This is a genomic window from Candidatus Rubrimentiphilum sp. (genome assembly GCA_035710515.1).
Classification (GTDB): Bacteria; Vulcanimicrobiota; Vulcanimicrobiia; order Vulcanimicrobiales; family Vulcanimicrobiaceae; genus Rubrimentiphilum.
In genome coordinates, this window is the sequence record DASTDE010000001.1 from 182,931 (window position 1) to 204,411 (window position 21,481).

A 21,481-nucleotide genomic window follows, 5' to 3' on the forward strand; every position below is an offset into this window, starting at 1 on the left:
ACGGCGACAGCATGTCTGAACACCAAAAAGGTGAGCAGCCGCCCAAGGGCGTGCCGGTTGAGTCTCCGCAGGTGCGGCGCGCCAAACGACCCCAGCCGATCGGCTTGCTGGCCTTGGGGGCGCTGGGCATCGTCTTCGGCGATATCGGAACGAGCCCGCTCTACGCGTTCGCGCAATGTTTTACGGGCGACTATCCCGCAGCTGTAACCGATGCGAACGTACTCGGCATCTGTTCGCTGATCTTTTGGGCGCTTGTGATTGTCGTCACCGTGAAGTATGTGATCTTCATGCTGCGCGCCGACTACGACGGCGAGGGCGGAACGCTGGCGCTCCTGGCGCAGCTCATGCCGCCGAGACGCGCAGCGATGCCGGTTGGACTCTCGGCGATCGCCCTGATGCTGCTTTTCGGATCGTCGATGCTGTACGGCGACGGCGCGATCACGCCGGCGATCTCGGTTGTCTCAGCCATCGAAGGGCTGGATGTTTGGACGAGTGCCGCTCATCCGTTCATCGTTCCGCTGGCCGTCGTCATTCTGATTGGGCTGTTCGCGGCTCAAAAACGCGGGACGGGGCGCATCGGCGCACTCTTCGGTCCAATCGTGCTTGTATGGTTTGCGGCGATTGCGGCGCTTGGTGTGTGGGGCATCACTCGGAACCCGCATATATTACTCGCGTTGAATCCGGTTTTTAGCTGGGAGTTCGTCCTGCGCAACGGCTTGCGCAGTCTGCTGATCTTCGGCGCCGTTGTGCTGTGCGTGACGGGTGCGGAAGCGCTGTATGCCGACCTCGCGCACTTTGGGCGGAAGCCTATTACGCTCGCGTGGCTGGTCGCCGTCTTCCCCGCGCTGCTGCTCAACTATTTTGGGCAGGGCGCGATCACGCTCGGAAACTCCCATCCGCTCAACAATCCGTTCTTCGCGCTGGTGCCGCGCTGGGGTTTGATCCCGATGGTGGTTCTCGCAACCGCGGCGACGATTATCGCGTCGCAAGCGCTCATATCCGGCGTTTTTTCGCTGACGCAGCAGGCCATGCAACTCGGCTACGTGCCGCGATTCCGCGTGGTTCACACGTCGCGACACTACGCGGGCCAAGTCTACATGCCCACCATCAACGCCGTGCTGGGGATCGTCTGCGTAGTTCTGGTGATCACATTCGAATCGTCGGCGCATCTCGGCGGTGCGTACGGCCTGGCCGTCACGATAACGATGCTGACCACCACCATCGCTTTTGCAATGCTCTTGATCCAAAAATGGAAATGGCCGTTTTGGCAGTGGGCGCCGCTCATCGCAGTTTTTCTCTCGTGGGACATCCCGTTTCTCATCGGCAATCTGTCGAAATTCTTTGCCGGCGGCTGGGTGCCGGTCGCGATGGCAGGCGTACTCTTCGTGATTTTCGTCACTTGGAATCGCGGGCGCCGCCGGATGATGCAGAGCTTGGCTCATCACACGATGCCCGTGGAGCAATTCGTGCGCGAGATCCGAGCGCACACGCAGTTCAGCGGCGTCGCGTTCTTCCTGACGCCGGAGCCTCGAGGCATACCGTTCGTGCTCCAGCATGATTGGATGCGCGAACACATCGTCTACGACTCGATCGTCCTGTTGACCATCATGCACTCGTCGCGTCCGTTCGTGCACAACGAGCACCGCCTGGAGATCGAAGACCTCTCGCCGCGCGTGCTGCGCGTGAAATCGTGGTATGGCTTTATGGAAGAAGCGCACATCGACGGCATCCTCAGAAACCTACGCCGGAAACGTCCCCAGCTGGATCTTTCGCAGCCGACCTACTATCTGGCAAAACCGTCCATTGGGGACGATCGAACCAAGCACGGACTGCCGGCTTGGCAACTCAATCTGTTCCGCTGGCTCGCGCGCAACGCGCGCCCGCTCACCGATTCGCTCGGCTTACCGCCGAGCCGCGTGATCGAATTCGGAGTTGAGGTTAAACTCTAATAGGAGCGCCGCTCCGGCGCATTGTCATCGTGAGGTATCGAGTCCTGAGCCTGGTCGAAGGGGCGCGAGCGTAGCGAGCGGCCCTGAGGCGTAGCCGAAGGGTCACCCCTCGCGGCGCTCGGGGCCGCTCGCGCAAGCGCTCGCGGTCCTTCGATACCTCAGGATGGCAACTAGAAGTCTGAGTCCTTTAGGCCGACGTTCGTGCGCAGATCGGCCCATATTTGCTGCGATACAATCTTGCCGGCGCTGTCGTAGCGGATTTGCTCCAGCGGCAAGTGCGTCGTCTTCGAGAAATACATGGTTGCGCGTGCGACGCCGGGATCGTCGGTTTCGTCGGCCAGGATCAGCTCGACCATCGTGCTCTCTTGTCCGCCGATTTTCGGACCATTGTGTTCCGAAAGCCGGCCCTTAAGAGTGCTGTACTTGCTGACCAGTACTTCAAGCCGTCCGTCCGGGATCGTATAGCCGCGCAGCGAGACCGCCCGCCGGTCATGTATGCCGACTCTGAGGTGAACGAACGACAAGAAGCCGCCGAGATGACCGCTCACCGTGTCGCCGCCCTTCCACACTGCGCCGCCGCCCGCGCCGGGACCTGAGATGATCTGCGTTTTTATGAGGTTCGGCTTCTTATACCAAAACTGATAGACACGGTCTTGGGCTTGGCCGTCTTTGACTTCGTGTGAATGCACGGTGACCGTGTAGTCGTTCACATGGGCAAGCACTTCGTCGAAGGCAGTGAGCGCGGGCACGGTTGCAGCGGAAGCCGGCGCCGCGACGATCGCCAGCGCCAAGAGCAGGCCTAAACTTTGCTTTGTAATGCCGCCTCCGCTTGCGTCTCGTCGTAAAGCAGGGTGCCGTGTTTCCCCTCGACGCCGATGAGCACGTCGCACTTGGCGTTGGCGGCGATCTCTTCGATTTCGCGCCCCAGCGGTGCGCCGGTATAGGTCCCCTCGCGATACGAGCCCATGATAATCAGGTCCGCGCGTTCGCGCTTGGCCAAGTCGAGGACGGCCTGCGAGGTGTGACGATGGTGCACTATCTCAGTACGAACGTCGACGCCAAATCGTTTGCCGATGACCTCGGCCGAGGCCATGACGTCGAGCGCGAAGCGGTCTTCGTCCTCCATGACTGCGTTGGTGGGCAGAGTAAACGGAACTTCGATCACATACAGGGCGAGCAACTCGGAGTTCAGTCCGCGGGCCAAGCGGGCGGCCAGCACCATCATATGTTCCGAGCGAATCTCCGACGAGAATGCGACGAGAACGGTTCCGAAGCTCTCCTTGAGCAGCCGTTCGGCTTTGACCGCTGCGATATCGGCCCTGCTCTTGGGCGGATGGAGCATCCAGTAGAGCGTCCCACTGATCGAAAGCACGGTTAGAATGGCCGCAGCCGCGCCGGCGGCCGTAACGTGCAGCTCGTTCATCCGCGCGCCCGCAGCATTAGGGTTACCCGGTAGAGTCCGAGCCCGAGCATGGCCGCGCCCAGAATAATTCCCGGAATCGTTTCGAGGCGCACTCCCGCAAAACGAACGACCTGCACGAGAATAGCGGCGCCCAGCGCGATAAAGAGCAAACCGTTGAACGCCTTGAACCCGACGTAGGTTTTCGATTGGCGAAAGCTCATGGAGTTCTCATCGTGAAGTTCGGATCGCGAGCTTTCAGTTTGCCGACCAGCTCGTCCATTAGCTCGAGCTCGCCGGCGTTTTTCAGGATCTGCACCTGATCGCGGTTCCAGTTACGTGGAGCGGAACCGAAGAGCGGCAGCTTTTTGCGAAGCCGGTAGATCGCGTAGATGACGATGCCGAAGAGCAGCCAGGACGGACCGGCGATGCGCCCGATGTGATGCGTCAGCAGCACAAAGATCAGAATCGCGAAGATACCTAGAAATCCGATAACGGCGACGATTGGAAACAGCACCTCTTCGCCTTTGAAACGCATCTTCAGATTGAGCGGAATCAAGAACTTGCGCGGCGTGAGCGGGTCTTTCAAACGCAGCGCGATCAGCGCGACGAAAACTAGCGTATAACTCGCCGCCGCACCAAAGGCGTACAAGTCGCCCAGAAACTCATAGCCGAAATTCCCCTGTAGAGCTGCGAAAACCAGTTCGATGGCGGCCAGCGTGCAGAAGACGGCGATCGAGATAACCGGCGTTTTGAACTTGCGGTGAACCCGCTTGAAGATGCTCGGCAGCAGTTGGAACTGGCTCATCGCGTAGGCGATGCGTGAGCTTCCGAAGACGCCGGAGTTGCTGGAGATCAGCAGCAGCGTCGCGCCGAAGACCGGCACGTAGAACGCCGCCAGCAGTCCGAAGTACGGGATGTTGGTTGCCATAACGGCGACGGCTTTGTCTTGATTTTGGACGGCGCCCAAATAGTGCCAGAACTGTTGCGCGTGCCCGGCAGCGTCGTGTGGAACCGGATGCCAGGGCTGCATGCCGAGCGCGAGGTTCGAATATGCCAGCGCGAAGATCAGAATCGTGAGGATCAGCGAGATCGACGTCCGCGGGATGATAGAAGCCGGACGGTTCGTCTCTTCGGCGGCGTGCGAAATGGATTCGAGCCCGACGAACGAGATAATAGCCAGCGAGATGCCGTTCATCAACTGAAATGTGTTCGGCCAGCCCGACTGCATGCTGTGAATCAGCAACTCGGGATGAAATGTGAACAAGAATCCAAGAACGAGAATCAACGTTTCGCTGAACACGTCGATCGCACTGACGAATCCGTTGAACGCGGTGCTTTCGCGCACGCCGATGACGTTGAGTACGGCCAGTCCCGCAATCAGCGCCAGGATTACCCAGAAGTGTGCCAGCGGATGCGCGCTCGCATCGAGCACGTTCAGCACCGGCAAGTGGCTCAGATAGCCGACGCAGCCCCATGCAAAAAGCGTTATGTCGATAGTGAAATCCAGCAGCACCGCCCAGCCCGCGATGAATCCGAGAAAATCTCCGAGGCCGCGCATGACGAAATACTGTCCGCCGCCGGCGACCGGATAGGCCGCCGCGAGTTCGGTGTACGCTAGGCCGACGGCAACGTACACCAACCCCGCGAAAAGAAAAGCGATGTTCGTCGCGCCGCCCGCGACGCCGATGACCAGTCCGAGCGCGACAAAGATGTCCGCGCCGACGTCCGCGTAGCCCCACGAGTACGAACCCCAGGGCGTGACGGAGCGGCGCAGCTCCTGACGCTCGCCGGTTACGATCTCAGAAGACATTGCGGTGCAGCGTCAAGCGGTCGCCGTCGAGCGCGACGACATCGAAGCGAAATGGCGCGTCCGGCGCAACGATTTGCATGTAATCGGCCGCGATGCGCCGCAGCGTCGCGCGTTTGCGCGGCCCGACTGCCGAAAGCGCGCTGCCGAAACTGCGCGTGTCACGGCGTTTGACTTCCACAAAAACGATCGTGGCGCCGTCGCGGCAGACGAGATCGATCTCACCGCCGGGTACGCGCACGTTGCGACGCACGATGCTGTAACCGGACGATTCCAAAAACGCGGCCGCGCGGCTCTCCCCCTCGCGGCCCTTGGCGTTTCGCTCAAGCGCCAAATGCGGCTTCCGCCTCGTGTACCGTAAAGCCGAATGCTAATTGCGCTTCGCGCACGCGCCACCAGCCCGAGCGGTGATGCGTGCTCGGTCCGTGTTCTTTCAGCGCGCGCAGATGTTCCGGCGTCGCATAGCCTTTGTGATCGGCAAAACCGTAACGCGGCTCGATCTCGTGCAGCTCGCACAGCAGCCGGTCGCGATGAACCTTCGCAATGATGGATGCCGCGGCGACGGTCGCACTGCGCGCGTCGCCCTTAATCAACGGTTCCTGCGGACCCGTAAACGATTTGATCCGCACGGCGTCGGTGATCAGATACTCCGGCAGGACCGCGAGCGCCGCCAGCGCGCGCTCCATCGCGAGCACGCTGGCCCAATAGATGTTGAGACGATCGATCTCGGCCACGCTCGCGCTGCCGATCGCCCAACCGGCGCACGCGCATTTGATCTGCTCGGCCAGCTCCTCGCGCAACTCGGGGCGCACTTGTTTGGAATCGTTGAGTCCGCGCAGCATAAGCGGTTCGCCGGCAACGACGCATGCCGCCACCACAGGGCCGGCCAACGGGCCACGGCCGACTTCGTCGATGCCGCCGACAAACAGAAAGCCCTGCGCGCGTGCGGCCGTTTCAAATGAGTGGATCCGATGCAAGCGCCGGCGTTCGCGTTCGTACGCGTTCTTGGCCTTACGCTGCTTGGTCGTCACGCGGGGCGCTCTCCAACGTTATTCTGCCGAACTTGCCGTCGTTGAAATCTTTGACGTACGACTGTGCGGCGTTATGGTAGTCGCTCTCTCCGCCGTGCCGCACGAATCCTCGCATCTGCGCGAACGCCGAGAGGTCGGGCACCTTCGTCCGGCCGCCGCTCTTTTCCGTCAGCCAGCGATGAAACCGCGTGACGACGTCCTCCGGGTCGTAATGATCGCGAGGAACCGCGGCCACCAGCGCGAGTTTCCACTGCGCGTCAGCCGTCGGAATTCGCGGAACCAGGATGCCGGGCGTATCCATTAATTCGAGCCCGCCGCCCACTTTGAACCACTGCAACTGCCGGGTGACGCCCGCCCGATCTTCCGTGCGCGCAACCGAGCGGCCCACCAGGCCGTTGATGACCGACGACTTGCCGGAGTTCGGAATTCCAACGACCATCGCGCGCTGCATGCGGTGCCCCTCGCCCACAAAGTCGCGCAGGCGCTGCCGCACCTTCACGAATGCGCCCTGCGTGCGCGCGTTGACCGCGAGCGCGTCGTTGCCCAACGCTCTCAGCCATTGCGCAGTCTCGGCCGGCTCGGCCAAGTCTTCGCGGCTGAGGATTTTAAGGCGCTGCCGGTTTCCCGCGATCTCGTCGAGCAAGGGATTGACTCCGCTGGCGGGCACACGCGCGTCAACGACCTCGATGACGACGTCCACGAGTTTTACGTAGTCGCCCATCCGCCGCATGGCCGAGGCCATGTGGCCGGGATACCATTGGATGACGCGTTCGAAGTCGCCGCCGTCTTTCACGGCGGTTAGAACGTGCCGAGCGCGGCGGGCGGCCAGATTCCCGCAATCGCCTTGCCGAGCACGTCGCTTTCGCGGACGAACCCCCAGAAGCGCGAGTCGTTGCTGTCGATCCGGTTGTCGCCCAAAACGTAGAGGGAGTCCGGCGGCACCACGGCTTCCGGAAAGCTTCGCTCGTCGGCAAAACGGACGTAGGTTTCGGGCAGCAGGCTGCCGTTGACGATCACGTGTCCGCGATCGATAGCGATGCGATCGCCAGGCAAGCCGATGATGCGCTTGATGAAGATTTCTTGCGTGGGGGAGTCGTGGCGGAAGGCGATGATGTCACCGCGCTGCGGCGGGTGCAAGCGGTACGAGATCGTGTTGATCAAAACGAACTCTCCACTCGCGATACGCGGCGCCATGGAAAGTCCGGAGACTTCCGGGGTGCGCATAAAAAACGCCGTAGCGAGCGCAGCCAATGCAGCGAGTTGCAGCGTCGTTCGTGCGACGGAGCGCCAGTGCAGTTGCCCTTGCACGGATCGACTACTTCGCCACTGACGTGGCGAATCCTAACTAGAGTATATGCGCGTGCGTGAACGGCCAGAAGATCAAGAAAGCGCGTCCCGTGAATGACGCCGGCTTGCCGGCCTCGGGCCCGCTTTCGAATCGCCCGGTAAATTGCGCGAAACCCCAGACGTGCGAGTCTTCCGAGTCGTTGCGGTTGTCGCCCATCATGAAATAGCAGTCTTTGGGAATGCGATCCGGCGCGGTCCAATACCGGCGCGGCGGTACGTTGGCTTTGTGCGGATCCAGCGGGTCGTAGCTGTTCGGATCGCCGAGCTCGGTCACGTAGATGCCGTAGTTGCGGATCTGCAAATTGTAGCCCGGAGGCTGCGCGATGTAGGGCTCGGAGAGCGCCTTGCCGTTCAGGTAAACGACGCCGTTCTTGATCGCCAGCCGGTCGCCCGGACGGCCGATCACGCGTTTGATGAAGTCGTCCGACGTCGGAATCGGCGGAGGAAAGACGACGATGTCGCCTTCGTGCGGCTTGGTGAAGCGGTATTGGAATTTGTTGACCAGCAGGACGTCGCCGACTTGCAGCGTCGGCACCATCGAGGCCGAGGGAATGTAGTACGTCCGCGCCACGAATGTAATCAGTAGGAACGCCGCGATGCCCGCGACGACGAACGGATCCACATACTCGCGCGCAATGACTACGGACCGGCCGTTCGTTCGCACGCGCACGGGCTGCAAGCTCAGCACGATCCTGGCCACGAAAAAAGCGCCGACGAGGGCAAGCAGCATGGTCGGAGTCATCGATCGGCTCTTCTGGCTCTTCTAATGAAGGACGCGCAGCCGGGTCAGCGGCCACATCAGTAGGAACGCCCGGCCCGTGAATGCGGCCTGAGCTCGAGTGTTTGCCAGCTGGCCCGCTGCGAACGGACCGTGGAATTGCGCAAATCCCCAAATGTGCGAATCATCGGAGTCGTTGCGGTTGTCGCCCATCACGAAATAAAATCCGGCCGGAATGCGATCCGCGGACTGCCAGAGCGCTCGCGGCGGAACGTCGGCCTGCGCCGGCGAGAGCCGCTCGTTGTCCACATAGATGCCGTAATTGCGAACCTGGAGATCGTACGCCGGCGGCTGCGCGACGTACGGTTCGCTCACGGGGTTTCCGTTGACGTATACGGTTCCGCCGCTGATGCGTAGCGTGTCGCCCGGAACGGCAACCACGCGTTTGATGAAATTGCTGTCGGATGGAATCGGCGGGGTGAAGACCACGATGTCGCCGCGCGCGGGCGCATGCAAGCGGTATTCGAATTCGTTTACGAGCAGCACATCGTGCTGCTGCAGCGTGGGAAGCATCGAGTCGGACGGAATGTAAAACGTGCGGATCACGAACGTGATCATGAAGAGCGCCGCCAAGCCTGCGACGATAAACGCATCGAGATACTCGCGAACGGCGACTTTTGCGCTGTCGGCTTTAAAACTCAGCGCGACTCGGGCGACGGCAAAAACGCAGATCAGCCCGAGCAGCTGCAGGGGCGAGAGCGCTAGGTTAGCGGGCAGATTTCTTCTCTTTAATGCGCGCGCCTTTGCCGATCTTCTCGGTGAGATAGTACAGCCGGCTGCGCCGCACGGCTCCGCGCTTGCTCACTTCGATGCGCTCGACGCGCGGGCTGTGCACCAAAAACGTTTTCTCAACGCCGACGCCGTGCGCGACGCGGCGAATCGTCATCGACTCCTGCGCTCCGCCGCCCTTGCGCACCGTGACGACGCCTTCGAACATCTGCGTGCGCTCTTTGCCGCCCTCGATGACCTTCGAATAGACTTTGACGGTGTCGCCCGGGGCGAAATCCGGGACGTTTTCCTTGCGCTGCTCTTGGTTGAGGACATCAATGACGTTCATGGCTTGGGGATTTTATCACGCGCCTCGTCGTTCCGCAATGATTGGCCCTCGAGGTCGGGCCGTTTGGCGCGGGTCCGTTCCCGGGAAGCCTCACGGCGCCAGTCGGCGATGGCCGCATGGTTGCCCGACAGCAGCACCTCGGGCACGTGAACGCCCCGGAAGACCGGCGGCCGGGTGTAGCTGGGGTAGTCCAGGCCGCCGTCCGTGAACGACTCGCTCTCGAGCGATTCGGCCGTAAGGGTCCCTTTGAGCAGGCGGACCGTCGCGTCGATCATGGCCAGCGCCGGCAGCTCGCCCCCGGTGATCACGAAGTCGCCGAGCGAGTACTCTTCAATCGGATAGAGGCTGCCGAGACGGTCGTCGATTCCCTCGTAGTGCCCGCAGACGAAGACGAGCCGGTCGAATTCCGCGAACCGTTGCGCCTCGCGCTGGGTGAACGGCTTGCCGCCGGGCGCGGGGACGATCAGTAGCCGGCGTTCCTTTTCCGGCGCCATTCCTTGGATCGAATCAAGGATACGCGTGAGCGGTTCGAGCCGCATCACCATGCCGGGCCCGCCGCCGTACGGCTCGTCGTCGGCGCGTTCGTTTCGTTGCAGCGCGTCAAGGACGTGATGGTAACGAATGTCGACGATCCCGGCCGCGACTGCCCGCCCAACGATCGAGAGCCCGACGAAGGGCGCAAACACTTCAGGAAAGAGCGTTAGCACGTCGATCGTGAACATAGGGCGAGTGTTCAACCTCGGGCGCTTCCTCGCTCCTTTCCGGCGCAAGTCACTCACGCCGTACGAGATCGCACTCGACGCGCTCGCGCGCGGACGATTTGCCGAAGCACTCGAACGTTTGGATGAGCTACTGTCGGACGGCAGTCTGGCGCGTGAGCAGCGCGCGGCCATGACGAACAAACGCGGCGTTGCGCTGGTGAGCCTGCAGCGCCCGGAGGATGCGCGCCGCGCCTTCGAAGCCGCGCTCGAGATAAAACCGCGCTTCGCGCCCGCGCTCGTCAACATCGGGAATCTTCTTTTGGAGTCGGGCGAATTGGAGGCGGCGGTCGCACAGTACGAAGCGGCGATCGCGGCCGACGATCGGTACGCGCCCGCGCACCATAATTTGGCGGTCGCCTACAAGCGGCTTGGCCGGACCGCGGACTCCGTGCGCGCGCTGCGCCGAGCGCATAAGTTACTTCATTGAACAGGCGCATCCGCGCTGCGCGGCTGCGCGCCCCCCGCCGTCCTGAGCCTGTCGAAGGGGGTCGGGGCCCCCGGCCTTCGGCCCACCTGCTACTTCACAAGATCGGTGTTCGTTATTTCTTCTAAGTATTCGAAGAGTTGGGGCAGCGTGATCTTTTCGAGAGCCGTGCGTCCGATGTCGCCTTCGCCGTCCTCGCCTTCGTCGCGCAGGTAGCATCGCGATTCCACGCCCGTGTCACTTTCGCTGATGAACGACACCGCAAAGCCCTTGCCGGGGGTCTCGTCGTAGATGCGCATCGTAGCGGGATTGAGGATCTCGATTGAGTGCGTGGCGTTGTGGGCGTCGAAGATCGTGATGGTGAGGTAGTCGCGATTGACGATCTCGATCGAGAGGACCACGAAAATGTTTTTCGCCGAGAAAAACTCATGCCCGCGCTTGTTGCGGCTGGAGACTTCATAGAAGACCCGGTGCGCGACAAACCGATTGAGAATTTTACGCAACGTCGAAAGGGAGGCGAGCGTCTCCGTCCGGTTGCCCCGCGTATAGATGATTTTCACGGGACGCGCAACCTTGCACGGGTGAGCAAGTCTACCCTCCCTTAGACTTCGCTCAGGACTGCGGCGCCTGGAGGCCAAGCGCGCTACTGATGCAAAACTTGGGTCGTGCTCTCCATACCGGACATGGCGATTCTGGGCGTCCTGGCGCTGCTCGTTTTCGGCGAGAAGAAGCTTCCGGGCGTCATGCGCCAGGCCGGGCGCATCATGCGCGACGTGCAGAACACGTCGCAATCGTTCTTGCGCGAGATGGATCGCGCCGCCGATGTGAGCGAACCCATCCACTCGACCGTCGAGGTGCCGCCGGCCGATGTGCCGCTTGCCGATGTGCAGCCTACGGATGTGCCGCCCGCCGACCCGCCGTCTGTCGCGCCACCTGAAAGGCCCGCATGAATAGCTTCCACCGGACCGTACTCGCCGGCGCGATCTGCGCGATTTCGCTCACCGCATCAGCGGCCGCAGCGCAAAAGGCGCCGCTCGACTATAAAGTCTACGACGGTTGGAACCGCTTCGCCGGAGTCGCGATTTCACACGACGGCGCGTGGATGGCGTACGGCGTTGCGCCCGAGGACGGTGACGGCACGCTCGTCGTGCGCGACCTCGGCACCGGGCGCGAGATCCGCGAACCGCGCGGCAAGGCGCCGCTCTTTTCCGACAATTCGCAAATCGTGTTTTATACGATCTCCTTAACCGCCGCCGAGCTCGATGCGGCACGCCGCGCGCACAAGCGGCCCGATCAACTTCCGAGGGAAGGCTTCGGCGTGCTCGTGCTTCCGTCGGGAACAGCGTTCACCGCCGATCGCGTGAAGAGATACGCGTTCGCCAAGCACGGATCGCAATTCGTTGCCTATCTGCAAGAGCCGGCGGCGCGTGCTTCAGCCTCACCCTCACCCGCGCCGAGCGCGAGCGCGTCGCCCGTTCCCGACAATAAGAAAAAGGCTGAGACGAGCACGTTGATGCTGCGCGATATCGCCGCCGGCACGAGCGTGACGATTCCGTCGGTCAGCGAGTTCGCGATCTCCGATGACGAGCATTATCTTGCATACGCGACGGAGACTACGGACGGCGCCGGCGACGGCGTGCACGTACGCGATCTGCGCAACGGCACAGTTGCAGACGTCGCAACGGGCAGCGGCCGGTACATCAAGCCGGCGTTCGCGCCTTCGACGGACAATTTAGCGTTTGTCACCGATCGCGCATCGTATTCAGAAGCGGCGCCGCACTTCGAAGTGTATCTGTGGAGTCCGGGAGCGGCAGCAGCGCACGCTATTGTGACCTCGACCTCTCGCGGATTGCCGTCAGGCTGGTCGCCGAGCGCCGATGGCGCGGTAACGTTTTCTAAAGACGGTCAGCGGCTGTTCGTCGGCGCGAACGTAGCGCCGACGCCGCTGCCTAAGAACACGCCGGATCCGATGCAGGTCGATCTCTGGAATTGGCACGACGGGCGCTTGCAGAGCGAGCAGAAGGTTGAAGCGGGCGACGATCGCACGCGCACGTACTTGGGCGTATATGATGTGGGCGCACAGCGTTACATACAGCTCGGTTCGCCGAACCTAGCAACGATAGAGACAAACGATAACGCGGCCTTCGCGCTTGGTCACAATGCGCTTCCCTATTTGGCGCAGCGTTCGTGGGATGATTTCTTCGATGACGAATATGCGGTGTCGTTGCAGACCGGATCGAAACATCTTGTGTCGCGCCGTCAGCGTGAGGGCTGCGAACTTTCGCCGGCCGGCAAGTACGTGCTGTGTTACGACCGTATCGCGCGTGCCTGGTACACGGTGCGCACGAGCGACTGGCACAAAACCTATCTTACGCGCAATTTAAAGGTGGCGTTTTACGACGAACTCGACGATCACCCGGCTCCGCCGCCGCCCTACGGCTCCGCGGGCTGGCTCGACGGCGACCGGCGCGTGCTGCTCTTGGACCGGTATGACATTTGGTCCGTCGATCCGAACGGCGCGAATGCGTACCGCCTGACGAACGGCTTCGGCCGCGCGAATGCGCTGCGGTTCGTTCCGGTGCAGCTCGATCCCGAAAAAACTTCGGTCGATCCCAACGCCGTGATGTACCTTTCAGCATTCAACGATCGCGCCAAGAGCAACGCGTTTTACCGCCTGGCAGATGCAAATAAAGCGGCGGCGCCGCAGGTGCTCTTCGCCGCACCCGAGGTTTTTGGAACTCTGCTAAAAGCGAAGAATGCCGGCCGCTACTTCTTTACGCGCCAGCGGTTCGCGCAATTTCCGGACTTCTGGTCGGCCGGCGCATCGCTCGCGCATCCCGCGCGCGTAACGAACATCAACCCGCAGGCGGCGAATTATCTCTGGGGCACCGAGCAGCTCGTGCATTACACGAGTCTCGAGGGCAAGCACCTCGACGGCATTCTGATTCTTCCCGAGAACTTCAATCCGAAGCGCAGGTATCCGATGCTGGTGTATTTCTACGAGCGCCTGGCCGACACGCTGCATCGCTTTTACTCGCCGGCGCCTTCGACAGGCCCGGTTTTTGCGCGCTACGTCAGTAACGGGTACGTCGTATTACTTCCTGACATTGCATACACGACCGGGCACCCCGGCCGCAATGCATACGATGCAGTCATGCCCGCCATCGATTCAGTCGTGCGGCGCGGCTTCATCGATACCAAACGCATCGGCGTGAGCGGCCACAGTTGGGGCGCCTATCAAATCGCGTACATTCTTACTCGCACTCACCGGTTTGCGGCTGCCGAAGCGGGCGCAGCCGTTGCCGATATGGTGAGCGCCTACGGCGGAATCCGCTGGGGATCCGGATTAGTCCGGGAGTTTCAATACGAGCAGAGCCAAAGCCGCATCGGTGCGACGCCGTGGGACAGGCCGGATTTGTATCTGGAGAACTCCGCGCTATTCCATATTCGCAACGTGCGTACGCCGTATCTTACGATCGCTAACGACAACGACGACGCCGTGCCGTGGTATCAGGGCATCGAATTCTTCACTGCGCTGCGGCGGCTGAACCGCGAAGCGTATATGTTCAGCTTCAACGGCGAGTTTCATAATTTACGCGGACGCGAACAGCAGAAGTATTGGACCGTTCACTTCGACGAGTTCTTCGATCACTTCTTAAAAGGAAAGCCGGCGCCCCAGTGGATGACCAAAGGCGTCGACTACCTGCATCGCGGCGAGCGCAACGTGCGCCCGCTGTTCGGTGAAAAGCCCTAGACGTTAAAGTTGCGGCGGATCTCCGTGATCCGTTCGTGCAGCATCTGCTTGGCTTGCGATTGCAGCCGGCTCTTTTGATCCTCGGGCAGGCGTTGGAAGACCAAGTAGCCGGCGGCCGCGAGTACGCCGCCGAGCACGCCGACGAGCAGCGCTTTGCCGGCCTCGTTTGCGCCGAGGCTGTCAGGGTTCTGCGAATGCGCCCCGTTGTGGGCGTCGCCGGGGGACCACTGCTTCTCCGGCGGGATGGTACGGAAAGTTTCTGACATGCCAGCTCCTTTTGTGGGTGCTTCTTACCCGCTTATACCTATCGGCCTAAGGTTCCGTTTCTTCGATGCAGCGGACGTGCTGCGGGTACTGCGAGGCGATCTGCTCGACCGCCAACCGCGCCGTATCCACGATGGCCTGGACCCGGTCGTCGTCGCGCAGCCGGTTCGGCCAGCGCAGGGAGAGCCTGCCGGAGCTCTGCGTCGCGTCCAGCGGCACCTTGACGTGCGCCTCAAGACCCAAGCGGGCCGCCTGTAGAATGCCCGAGACCGCCGCGCACACGAGCGAGAACTCGTCGGAACTGGTCTGCGGCAGCTCGACGTGACCCTCGGCAAAAACAGAGGACAGCCGTTGCCGGCTGTCCCTGCGAAATATTACTTCCATCATCCTGAGAGTGTCATCCTGAGCCTGTCGAGGGCCGAGCTAGGGAAGTTCGATCTTCGTAATCTGCACTTCGGCGAAGCGTTGGCGGTGGCCGGTCAACTTGCGGACGCGCTTCTTGGGCTTGTACTTGAAGACCAGAATCTTGCGGTCCTTATCCTGACGCAGCACCTTGCCTGTGACCGAGGCGCCCTTGACGAGCGGGGACCCGAGCGTCACCTTCTCGCCGCCCTTGCTGGCCAGCACGACGCGGTCGAAGGTCACGTTCTTCCCTACCTCGCCGTCGAGCAGGTCGCAGCGGATGACGTCACCCTCGGCGACCTTATACTGCTTGCCGCCGGTTTCGATAATCGCGTACATAACTTTGGAACATTATCATCCGCCTCAGGCCCTGTCAACGCAGCTCCAGCTTGACCTCAGGCTGCCGATGGACTATATTTGACAGAGAAGTCTGTAAAACAGAGTAATCTAGACTGGAGTTTGGAATGGAAAGCCTTACCGCCTCGCAGGCTCGCGAGCACATTGAAATGGTCGACCATATTTTGGCGCGCACGGAGCGCTCGCTGCAGGTGGGGGGAGAGTTCTTTGTCGTCTGGGGCCTGTTTTCGGCCGGTGTTACCCTGATGGCTCAGCTCGTCGCGGACAGGCGGCTGCCGCAGAGCTCGCTGTGGGTGCTGCCGGTGTTGCTGGCAGTCGCGATCGCGATCAGTGTAATCCGCGGCGGGCAGCTGGGCCGGCGAAAGGACGGGCTCTCGCTCATTCAGCGCGAGTATTTTGCCGTACTTTGGATTTCATTGGGAGCCGCGATGTTCACGGACATTGCCGGCTACAGAATCTTCACGACGTGGGCGAGTTCCGCGATCTGGACTGTGGCAGCTGCGATCGTGCTGCTTTTCATTGCCACGCACGGAAACCGCCGGGCGCTCGCGGGCGGAATCATTTTGCTCCTCTCGCTGGCGGCGGCGAATTTTATGCCGGCATACACAGGATACGCGCTTTCAGCAGGGATGCTGTTCGGATACGCGGGTTTCGGTCTGGTTAGTCTAACGGCGCGCGACTAGCTTGGACGAACTGTTGCTCTCCAAAATTCGCCTCGGCGCGATTGCCGAGCTGTTGAACGCGGAATGGGTCACATTCAGCGAACTGCAGCAAGCGACGCAGACGACGCACGGCAACCTTGGTGCGCATCTCGCAAAGCTCGTCGAAGCGGGTTATGTAGCCGAAGAAAAAGTCTTCGTGAAGCGGCGTCCGCAAACGCGGTACCGCTTGACGAAAGCCGGGCGTGCCGCCTTCGTGGAGCACGCTCGCGAAATGCAACGGTTGCTTGCGAAAGAGGCGGCTTCGTGACCTCACCCTGGTGGTACCGCGGGCGAACCTATGTCTTTGCCGCGATCTATTTTGGCGGTTTCTTTTTCGGCGCGCTGGTATCCGTCGCGCTTCACGGACGGTATATACCGGCGGTTGTGGAGCTCGGCAACCGGCTCGGTCCAAATGGACGCATCGCATTGTTCGCTTTGGCAGCGCTCTGCGCCGCGATCTGTTACGTGCTGCGCGTGTGGGGTTCGAGCTACTTGCGCGCCGGCATCGTATGGAACGCGGATGCGCGCAGCGACACGCTGCTGATCGCCGGTCCGTTCCGCTACGTGCGGAATCCGTTGTACCTTGGAAATACATTTCTGGCAGTCGCGGCCGGGCTCATGGCGCCGGTTGCCGGCTGCGTGTTCATTATCATAGCGAACGTCGTGTTCGTCATTGCGCTGGGCCGGCATGAAGAAGTGATCCTGGAACGTACGTACGGCGAGCGCTTCCGCGCCTATGCCGCGCAGGTGCCCTCGCTCGTGCCGCGTTTGACTCCCGTCGCGGCTCAAGGCGATGTGAAACCCTCGCTCGTGCAGGGCCTACTTTCGGAAGTCTTCACCGGCGCGATACTGCTCGGCATCATTCTCGCCGTCGTCGACCAAAGGCGCGGCGGTCTCGATTTCTTCGTCTTGTACGTGGGCGGGATCATCGCGCAACGCATGATCGCTCGCGCGCAACGCCCTCCGGTGCAGGCGGGCACTTCGCCCTAAGGCAAATAGCGCGCAATGCGCGCGTCTCGAATCGGCTTTGTTGTATGGGGCGCCGTCGTACTTGTGACGGTGCTTCGCGCGATCTTTGACGCGACGCTGCCGCTGACCGGCGACGAAGCATATTATTGGGAGTGGAGCCGGAGGCTTGCCGGCGGCTATGTCGATCATCCACCGGCTGTGGCATTCGCGATCGCGGCGTTTGCGTGGCTCGGCCGCACGCCGTTCGCGGTTCGGTTGCCGTTTGTTCTCTGCGGCCTCGGCACGGCGATCGCGGCCGCGGGCGCCGCGAACGTTCTCAGCGGCGATCGGCGCGCCGGATGGATCGCGGCGCTGGCGGTCTCGCTGGCACCATGGCTGATCGTGGCGTTCGGGATGGTAAGTCCCGACGGGCCGTTCGCATTGGCATGGGCGCTCACACTGTACTGTGCGGCGCGCGCATTTCGCGGCCGTTCGTGGCAATGGTTCGTCCTGCTTGGAGTTGCGCTGGGTTTCGCGTTGCTGTCGCGATTCTTCGCGGTGGCTTTGGCCGCCGGTTTGGTTGCGGCGGTCTGCGCGAAACCGTATCGCGCATTGTGGCCGCGTTTGGCAGTGTCGTTGGCAGTCGCGTGCCTGGTCTGGTCGCCGTTCCTAATTTGGAACGCCTCGCATGATTGGATTTCGTTCACGTTCGCAATCGTGCAGCGCCACGAACCGCAATTTCAGTTGGTACGCCCGCTAATCGTTTATCTCGAGGCCGCATTCGCATTCTCGCCGGGCCTTTGGATTGCCGCGACAATCGTAGCCGCGCGCTCGAAGGAACCGCTGGTTACCTGGACGGCGGTGCCGCTCTGCGTCGCGCTGCTGCTGCTTGCGTTGCGCGAACGCGTCGAGATCTACTGGTTCATCGGCCCATTTATCTCGCTGGCCGTCGGGCTTGGGGTCGCGTTTGTGCAGTGGTCGCCGCAGGCGCAAAGACGTCGCGGAGCGTGGATATTTGCGCCGGCGGTTCTGTTGAGCGCACTGGTCTTTTTCGCGGGGATCTGGCCAGGAGTTGTCTACGCGGGCGTGCGTCATGCGGGAGTGAAACTCAGCGACGGCGGGCCGTTTGAAATGTTCACGTATCGCCCGCTGGCCAAAGATGTACGGGCAATCACGCAAGCACGCGGCGCTTATGCCATGACCGACGGATACGGTTTTTCGTCGCTGCTGGATTTTTACGGCGAGCTGCGGCCCGTCCTAATCGGCTATGACGCGCAGGGACAAGAGGCGTTACGCTGGTTCGGCGATCGCGACCGGCCTCAGCGCATGCTCTTCGTCGACAAAATTCCGTTGGCGCAGCGAACCGATTTTCAAAAACAACTTGCGCTGGCCTGCGCGCGCGTGGTCCCGGGTCCGGTGCTGCGATATCCGCTGGCGGGCAGCGATCGCAGCGTTCCTCCGCGGCCGTATTATACGACGTGGTGCGAGGGCATGAAACCGGACGCGATGGCGATCTTGCGCTGGCAAGCTAAGACTTAGGGCTGCAGCGTTAGCGTCGTTTGAGCCGCTTTGCGTACGGCTGCATCGCTAAAAGGCAGCGGCATCAGCCGTTGCGCGATCCAGGCCGGGCTTTGATCCGTGTAATGTCCGGATCCGGGTTGCCCCGACTCGCCGCTTGGAATCGCGATTCCGCCCGCGTCCCAATTCCCAATGTCCCACACCGCGCGAAAACTCTGCGACGACGCTGCCCTTTGTACATGGATCCCGTAACTGTCGCCGTCTCCCGGCAGCTTGGCGCCGTTCAAGAACGTGAAACCGAGCGACGCCAACGAGTGGCGTATCGTCGTCCCTCCGTATTCGCTCCAAGGTTCCAGCAACTTTACGCCGTTGGCTTGGACGGCGGCGCGCAGCGACTGCACGAGTAAATCGTCCTGAGGGTGCGCTCGCAGCAGCCGCATCAACAACATGTAGTCCGCACCGTTTGCGCTGGTTTGGTAATCTTGGTAGCGTTTGGGCACGAGCGATCGCGCGAGTTGCGCGACCGCACCCCGCCGCACTTCCCACGCGATCGCCGCGCCGCGCGAGTCCGGATCGAACCGGCCGTTCCAGCGTGCCAGCACAGCAACATACAGCGACAGGACGCGATCGTTGGTTAGACCTTTGCGGCGAATTGCGGCGACCGTCGCGCGCGCCAGGTCGCGTTCAGGCAGCGAGAGTGTATCCGCTTGGAATGCACTCATGTCCGCGATGCTAAAACGCTTCTTTGAAGCGAGTAGCGTTTTTATGCGCGCCGCGCGATACGGCGGTCCGAAACTCGGGCTCAAACGATACGGGTAACCGCTGCCGTAGGTACGATTGTTGGCCGTGAAGAGCAATGCGTCGCGGGAAGCGGCGACTTGCGGCAGTTGTTGGAATGGAATGTAGCCGTAATGCGGATCGCTCGCCGCGTGCACGCGTAAGCCCCAGGATGGATCGTGCGGAATGAGGCCCGCCAGGTGGTACGCAACCGCCCCGCTGCGATCCGCAATCACGAAGTTTTGCGGCGGCCCCGGGTAAGGCGCGAGCGCGGCTAGCCCTTCGCGGATGGAGCGCGCGTGATTCAGTCCCGAAAAAGCGATGACAGGAGTGACGGGCATCGTCGCGGCGTTCCAATCCACGGCGTACGCATCGGATCCGTTCGTTTGCGCGACAAAACCGTGCGCCGTTTGTTTGTATTGCACTCTGACGTCGCGGCCGAAACGCACGTGAAACGTCTCCCAGCGCGTGCGTGCGGCTTCTGTGCTCGTGCGGTAGACGACTTCCGTCACAACCGTACCGTCGGTGGCGCCCCACGCGATGTCGTTGTTGTGGCCGAGGATCACGCCGGGTACGCCGGGCAACGTCGCGCCCGCAACGTGCAACGTGGGCGAGCGCAGTTCGACCAGATACCAAACTCCGGGAATGCCGAGGCCCAGATGAGGATCGTTCGCGAGCAGCGCGCGCCCCGTCGTCGAACGATTTGCGCCGACCGTCCATTCATTGCTGCCGACCGGCGCGCGTTCGATCGAAGCTGTTTGCGACAGCACTCTGTCGATGAGAAGCGGCTTTAGCGAAGGCATCGGCAGCGGTTGCGGCGGCGCAATCGGCACATCGTAAGCGGGATCCGTGATCGAGTAAAGGTCCGTCATCGGGATTGGCGCCGCCAAATGCGTTGCGACGTCGTCGCGCCGGATCACGTCGTCCCACGAATCAATCAGATCAAGAACGGTCGCCATGCCGGCGGCCAGCGTGTCTTGCGGTTTCCACGGTTCGGGTCGATACAAAAGAAGGCGAAATTCGACGGGCAACGGCTGTTGGCGCATAGCGGCGTTGACGCCGTTCGAAAAGGACTGCAGCATAGTGCGCTCTCTCGGGCCAAGCGCCAGCCACTGGCGCGCCACTATTCCACGGATATCAACAATGCGCGCCTTTTGGTCGGTGCTCAGCGTCGGCGTTCCGACAACTTCCGAGAGCCGCCCGTAAACGAACCTCCGGATGAAATCCATCTGAAAGAGCCGATCTGAACCTTCGGCAAACCCTTGCGCGAAGAAAAGATCGGAATCGTTGCGCGCACGGATGTGCGGAATGTCGCGATCGTCGCGTACGATCTCGACGGGTGCGCTCAAGCCCGCGACGCGAATCGTGCCGGAAGTTTGGGCCGCGACGCGCATGCCGGCGAACGCATTTATTGCGTACATCACGACCGCGGCAACCAGAATGAAGAATACCAGCATCACGACGCGCATAACCAGCGTTATGCGGCGGCGCCTAGACTGTAACGTAGATGTCCTCGCCGTCGATGCGCACCGTGTACGTCGGCAGCGGCATCACGGCGGGCAGCGTTAGCGCCTCGCCGGTCCTTACGTCAAAGGTTGCGCCGTGCCGCGGACAGACGATCCGCACGCCTTCGAGCTGGCCCTGGTCGAGCGCGCCGCCGTCGTGCGTGCAGATGTCTTCCACTGCATAGATCTCGCCGCCGGCGTTGCACAACAGCACCTCGGTCCCGTCGACGACGAAGCGATGCGCTTCGCCGTCGCCGATCTCGCTCTTTTTAGCGATGAGTCTTTCGGGCATCGCTTGCGCCGCTAGTCGCGGCCGTTTTTGCGGAAGTGAATGATGAACGTGTTGCCCTCTGAATCTTCGCCGAATGCCATCTTACAAACGGGCGTGTCTTCGGTCTCCGGAGCGATCTTCGCGCCGGCTTTCCGGTACTGATCGACCGCTGCCTCAAAGTTATCAACAGAAAACATCACGCCGTTTCCCTGCGTCCACGATCCGTCGTCCATCTTCCATAGACTGAACGCCGTGTTGTCGGGCATCACGAACTCGGCGCCTTGAGTGCCAAACTCGCTGGTTAGTGGTAAACCCATCACGTCGCGATAGAACTTCTTGGCGCGTTCGACGTCCTTCACGAGGTACGCCGTTGTATCTACTCCCAGGATTGCCATACTTGAATGCTCCTCTTTAAGCGCGGACTCTGC

The 21,481-nt window shown here is 61.7% G+C and carries 27 protein-coding genes; 8 read left to right on the forward strand and 19 right to left on the reverse strand.

What is annotated here, in order from left to right; genetic code table 11:
- The first annotated feature begins 11 nt into the window (after positions 1 to 11).
- Positions 12 to 1,949: a KUP/HAK/KT family potassium transporter gene (locus VFO29_00965; protein HET9392079.1), complete on the forward strand. Its 1,938-nt coding sequence runs from the start codon at positions 12 to 14 to the stop codon at positions 1,947 to 1,949.
- 170 nt (positions 1,950 to 2,119) lie between these two features.
- On the opposite strand, the gene VFO29_00970 is transcribed toward VFO29_00965, so the two are convergent.
- Genes VFO29_00970 through trmD form a run of 12 tightly spaced genes read right to left on the reverse strand, consistent with a single transcriptional unit; the run spans position 2,120 to position 10,108 of the window.
- Positions 2,120 to 2,740 carry a hypothetical protein gene (locus VFO29_00970; GenBank protein ID HET9392080.1) on the reverse strand — a complete coding sequence of 207 codons (621 nt, stop codon included), beginning with the start codon at positions 2,738 to 2,740 and terminating at the stop codon, positions 2,120 to 2,122.
- An 8-nt stretch (positions 2,741 to 2,748) separates the two neighbouring features.
- Complete coding sequence (locus tag VFO29_00975; protein ID HET9392081.1) at positions 2,749 to 3,372, reverse strand: universal stress protein; 624 nt, start codon at positions 3,370 to 3,372, stop codon at positions 2,749 to 2,751.
- Entirely contained in the window at positions 3,369 to 3,572 is a 204-nt protein-coding gene (locus tag VFO29_00980) for a hypothetical protein (GenBank protein HET9392082.1), read from the reverse strand. Before VFO29_00980 ends, VFO29_00975 begins: the two co-directional genes overlap by 4 nt.
- Positions 3,569 to 5,161: an APC family permease gene (locus tag VFO29_00985; GenBank protein HET9392083.1), complete on the reverse strand. Its 1,593-nt coding sequence runs from the start codon at positions 5,159 to 5,161 to the stop codon at positions 3,569 to 3,571. Before VFO29_00985 ends, VFO29_00980 begins: the two co-directional genes overlap by 4 nt.
- Positions 5,151 to 5,492 (reverse strand): YraN family protein, encoded by a 342-nt coding sequence (locus VFO29_00990; GenBank protein HET9392084.1) that lies wholly within the window; start codon positions 5,490 to 5,492, stop codon positions 5,151 to 5,153. The genes VFO29_00985 and VFO29_00990 overlap by 11 nt, the downstream gene beginning before the upstream one ends.
- Positions 5,482 to 6,189: a ribonuclease HII gene (locus VFO29_00995; protein HET9392085.1), complete on the reverse strand. Its 708-nt coding sequence runs from the start codon at positions 6,187 to 6,189 to the stop codon at positions 5,482 to 5,484. Before VFO29_00995 ends, VFO29_00990 begins: the two co-directional genes overlap by 11 nt.
- On the reverse strand, positions 6,170 to 6,982 hold the full coding sequence (ylqF, locus tag VFO29_01000; protein ID HET9392086.1) for a ribosome biogenesis GTPase YlqF: 813 nt from the start codon (positions 6,980 to 6,982) through the stop codon (positions 6,170 to 6,172). The genes VFO29_00995 and ylqF overlap by 20 nt, the downstream gene beginning before the upstream one ends.
- Before the next feature lie 5 nt (positions 6,983 to 6,987).
- Positions 6,988 to 7,497: a signal peptidase I gene (lepB, locus tag VFO29_01005; GenBank protein HET9392087.1), complete on the reverse strand. Its 510-nt coding sequence runs from the start codon at positions 7,495 to 7,497 to the stop codon at positions 6,988 to 6,990.
- Between the two features lie 37 nt (positions 7,498 to 7,534).
- Positions 7,535 to 8,266, reverse strand: a complete 732-nt coding sequence (lepB, locus tag VFO29_01010) for a signal peptidase I (protein HET9392088.1) — start codon at positions 8,264 to 8,266, stop codon at positions 7,535 to 7,537.
- Positions 8,267 to 8,299: 33 nt separating this feature from the next.
- A complete protein-coding gene (gene lepB, locus VFO29_01015; protein HET9392089.1) occupies positions 8,300 to 9,079 on the reverse strand; it encodes a signal peptidase I in 780 nt (259 codons plus the stop codon).
- A complete protein-coding gene (rplS, locus tag VFO29_01020) occupies positions 9,021 to 9,371 on the reverse strand; it encodes a 50S ribosomal protein L19 (GenBank protein HET9392090.1) in 351 nt (116 codons plus the stop codon). Before rplS ends, lepB (VFO29_01015) begins: the two co-directional genes overlap by 59 nt.
- Positions 9,368 to 10,108, reverse strand: a complete 741-nt coding sequence (gene trmD / locus VFO29_01025) for a tRNA (guanosine(37)-N1)-methyltransferase TrmD (GenBank protein ID HET9392091.1) — start codon at positions 10,106 to 10,108, stop codon at positions 9,368 to 9,370. The genes rplS and trmD overlap by 4 nt, the downstream gene beginning before the upstream one ends.
- On the opposite strand from trmD, the gene VFO29_01030 reads away from it, so the two are divergent.
- Positions 10,101 to 10,559, forward strand: coding sequence for a tetratricopeptide repeat protein (locus VFO29_01030; protein ID HET9392092.1), 459 nt, complete (start codon positions 10,101 to 10,103; stop codon positions 10,557 to 10,559). The two genes, trmD and VFO29_01030, sit on opposite strands and share 8 nt — an antisense overlap.
- Before the next feature lie 89 nt (positions 10,560 to 10,648).
- Here the strand turns inward: VFO29_01030 and VFO29_01035 are convergent, their stop codons facing one another.
- Entirely contained in the window at positions 10,649 to 11,116 is a 468-nt protein-coding gene (locus VFO29_01035; protein HET9392093.1) for a hypothetical protein, read from the reverse strand.
- Positions 11,117 to 11,221: 105 nt separating this feature from the next.
- On the opposite strand from VFO29_01035, the gene VFO29_01040 reads away from it, so the two are divergent.
- Complete coding sequence (locus VFO29_01040; GenBank protein ID HET9392094.1) at positions 11,222 to 11,506, forward strand: twin-arginine translocase TatA/TatE family subunit; 285 nt, start codon at positions 11,222 to 11,224, stop codon at positions 11,504 to 11,506.
- Positions 11,503 to 14,310 (forward strand): prolyl oligopeptidase family serine peptidase, encoded by a 2,808-nt coding sequence (locus VFO29_01045; protein ID HET9392095.1) that lies wholly within the window; start codon positions 11,503 to 11,505, stop codon positions 14,308 to 14,310. The genes VFO29_01040 and VFO29_01045 overlap by 4 nt, the downstream gene beginning before the upstream one ends.
- Here VFO29_01045 and VFO29_01050 read toward each other — a convergent pair.
- From VFO29_01050 to rplU, 3 genes are read right to left on the reverse strand one after another with little or no spacing between them, the layout of a single operon-like run.
- Entirely contained in the window at positions 14,307 to 14,576 is a 270-nt protein-coding gene (locus tag VFO29_01050; GenBank protein HET9392096.1) for a hypothetical protein, read from the reverse strand. The two genes, VFO29_01045 and VFO29_01050, sit on opposite strands and share 4 nt — an antisense overlap.
- Before the next feature lie 46 nt (positions 14,577 to 14,622).
- The gene (locus VFO29_01055) at positions 14,623 to 14,961 is read right to left on the reverse strand and encodes a ribosomal-processing cysteine protease Prp (GenBank protein HET9392097.1); all 339 of its coding nucleotides are present in this window, start codon (positions 14,959 to 14,961) and stop codon (positions 14,623 to 14,625) included.
- 36 nt (positions 14,962 to 14,997) lie between these two features.
- On the reverse strand, positions 14,998 to 15,315 hold the full coding sequence (gene rplU / locus VFO29_01060) for a 50S ribosomal protein L21 (protein ID HET9392098.1): 318 nt from the start codon (positions 15,313 to 15,315) through the stop codon (positions 14,998 to 15,000).
- A gap of 125 nt (positions 15,316 to 15,440) precedes the next feature.
- Between rplU and VFO29_01065 the strand changes: the two genes are divergently transcribed.
- Genes VFO29_01065 through VFO29_01080 form a run of 4 tightly spaced genes read left to right on the forward strand, consistent with a single transcriptional unit; the run spans position 15,441 to position 18,521 of the window.
- Positions 15,441 to 16,016, forward strand: coding sequence for a hypothetical protein (locus VFO29_01065; protein ID HET9392099.1), 576 nt, complete (start codon positions 15,441 to 15,443; stop codon positions 16,014 to 16,016).
- Between the two features lies 1 nt (position 16,017).
- A complete protein-coding gene (locus tag VFO29_01070) occupies positions 16,018 to 16,302 on the forward strand; it encodes a transcriptional regulator (protein HET9392100.1) in 285 nt (94 codons plus the stop codon).
- Positions 16,299 to 17,024 (forward strand): methyltransferase, encoded by a 726-nt coding sequence (locus VFO29_01075; protein ID HET9392101.1) that lies wholly within the window; start codon positions 16,299 to 16,301, stop codon positions 17,022 to 17,024. The genes VFO29_01070 and VFO29_01075 overlap by 4 nt, the downstream gene beginning before the upstream one ends.
- Before the next feature lie 15 nt (positions 17,025 to 17,039).
- Complete coding sequence (locus VFO29_01080) at positions 17,040 to 18,521, forward strand: glycosyltransferase family 39 protein (GenBank protein HET9392102.1); 1,482 nt, start codon at positions 17,040 to 17,042, stop codon at positions 18,519 to 18,521.
- Here the strand turns inward: VFO29_01080 and VFO29_01085 are convergent.
- The 3 genes from VFO29_01085 to VFO29_01095 are packed head-to-tail and all read right to left on the reverse strand — an operon-like array spanning position 18,518 to position 21,448.
- Positions 18,518 to 20,746, reverse strand: coding sequence for a penicillin acylase family protein (locus tag VFO29_01085; protein ID HET9392103.1), 2,229 nt, complete (start codon positions 20,744 to 20,746; stop codon positions 18,518 to 18,520). The two genes, VFO29_01080 and VFO29_01085, sit on opposite strands and share 4 nt — an antisense overlap.
- Before the next feature lie 22 nt (positions 20,747 to 20,768).
- Positions 20,769 to 21,074: a non-heme iron oxygenase ferredoxin subunit gene (locus VFO29_01090; protein ID HET9392104.1), complete on the reverse strand. Its 306-nt coding sequence runs from the start codon at positions 21,072 to 21,074 to the stop codon at positions 20,769 to 20,771.
- An 11-nt stretch (positions 21,075 to 21,085) separates the two neighbouring features.
- Complete coding sequence (locus VFO29_01095; GenBank protein ID HET9392105.1) at positions 21,086 to 21,448, reverse strand: VOC family protein; 363 nt, start codon at positions 21,446 to 21,448, stop codon at positions 21,086 to 21,088.
- Between the last annotated feature and the right edge of the window lie 33 nt (positions 21,449 to 21,481).

Excerpts from the sequence above, each read along its gene's own strand:
- rplS (HET9392090.1), bottom strand. The coding sequence starts at position 9,371 with ATGAACGTCATTGATGTCCTCAACCAAGAGCAGCGCAAGGAAAACGTC.
- VFO29_00975 (HET9392081.1), bottom strand. The coding sequence starts at position 3,372 with ATGAACGAGCTGCACGTTACGGCCGCCGGCGCGGCTGCGGCCATTCTA.
- rplU (HET9392098.1), bottom strand. The coding sequence starts at position 15,315 with ATGTACGCGATTATCGAAACCGGCGGCAAGCAGTATAAGGTCGCCGAG.
- VFO29_00980 (HET9392082.1), bottom strand. The coding sequence starts at position 3,572 with ATGAGCTTTCGCCAATCGAAAACCTACGTCGGGTTCAAGGCGTTCAAC.
- VFO29_01045 (HET9392095.1), top strand. The coding sequence starts at position 11,503 with ATGAATAGCTTCCACCGGACCGTACTCGCCGGCGCGATCTGCGCGATT.
- VFO29_01055 (HET9392097.1), bottom strand. The coding sequence starts at position 14,961 with ATGATGGAAGTAATATTTCGCAGGGACAGCCGGCAACGGCTGTCCTCT.
- VFO29_01095 (HET9392105.1), bottom strand. The coding sequence starts at position 21,448 with ATGGCAATCCTGGGAGTAGATACAACGGCGTACCTCGTGAAGGACGTC.
- VFO29_01090 (HET9392104.1), bottom strand. The coding sequence starts at position 21,074 with ATGCCCGAAAGACTCATCGCTAAAAAGAGCGAGATCGGCGACGGCGAA.
- VFO29_01050 (HET9392096.1), bottom strand. The coding sequence starts at position 14,576 with ATGTCAGAAACTTTCCGTACCATCCCGCCGGAGAAGCAGTGGTCCCCC.
- VFO29_01065 (HET9392099.1), top strand. The coding sequence starts at position 15,441 with ATGGAAAGCCTTACCGCCTCGCAGGCTCGCGAGCACATTGAAATGGTC.
- VFO29_00965 (HET9392079.1), top strand. The coding sequence starts at position 12 with ATGTCTGAACACCAAAAAGGTGAGCAGCCGCCCAAGGGCGTGCCGGTT.
- VFO29_01085 (HET9392103.1), bottom strand. The coding sequence starts at position 20,746 with ATGCGCGTCGTGATGCTGGTATTCTTCATTCTGGTTGCCGCGGTCGTG.
- VFO29_00985 (HET9392083.1), bottom strand. The coding sequence starts at position 5,161 with ATGTCTTCTGAGATCGTAACCGGCGAGCGTCAGGAGCTGCGCCGCTCC.
- lepB (HET9392088.1), bottom strand. The coding sequence starts at position 8,266 with ATGCTGCTTGCCCTCGTCGGCGCTTTTTTCGTGGCCAGGATCGTGCTG.
- VFO29_01080 (HET9392102.1), top strand. The coding sequence starts at position 17,040 with ATGCGCGCGTCTCGAATCGGCTTTGTTGTATGGGGCGCCGTCGTACTT.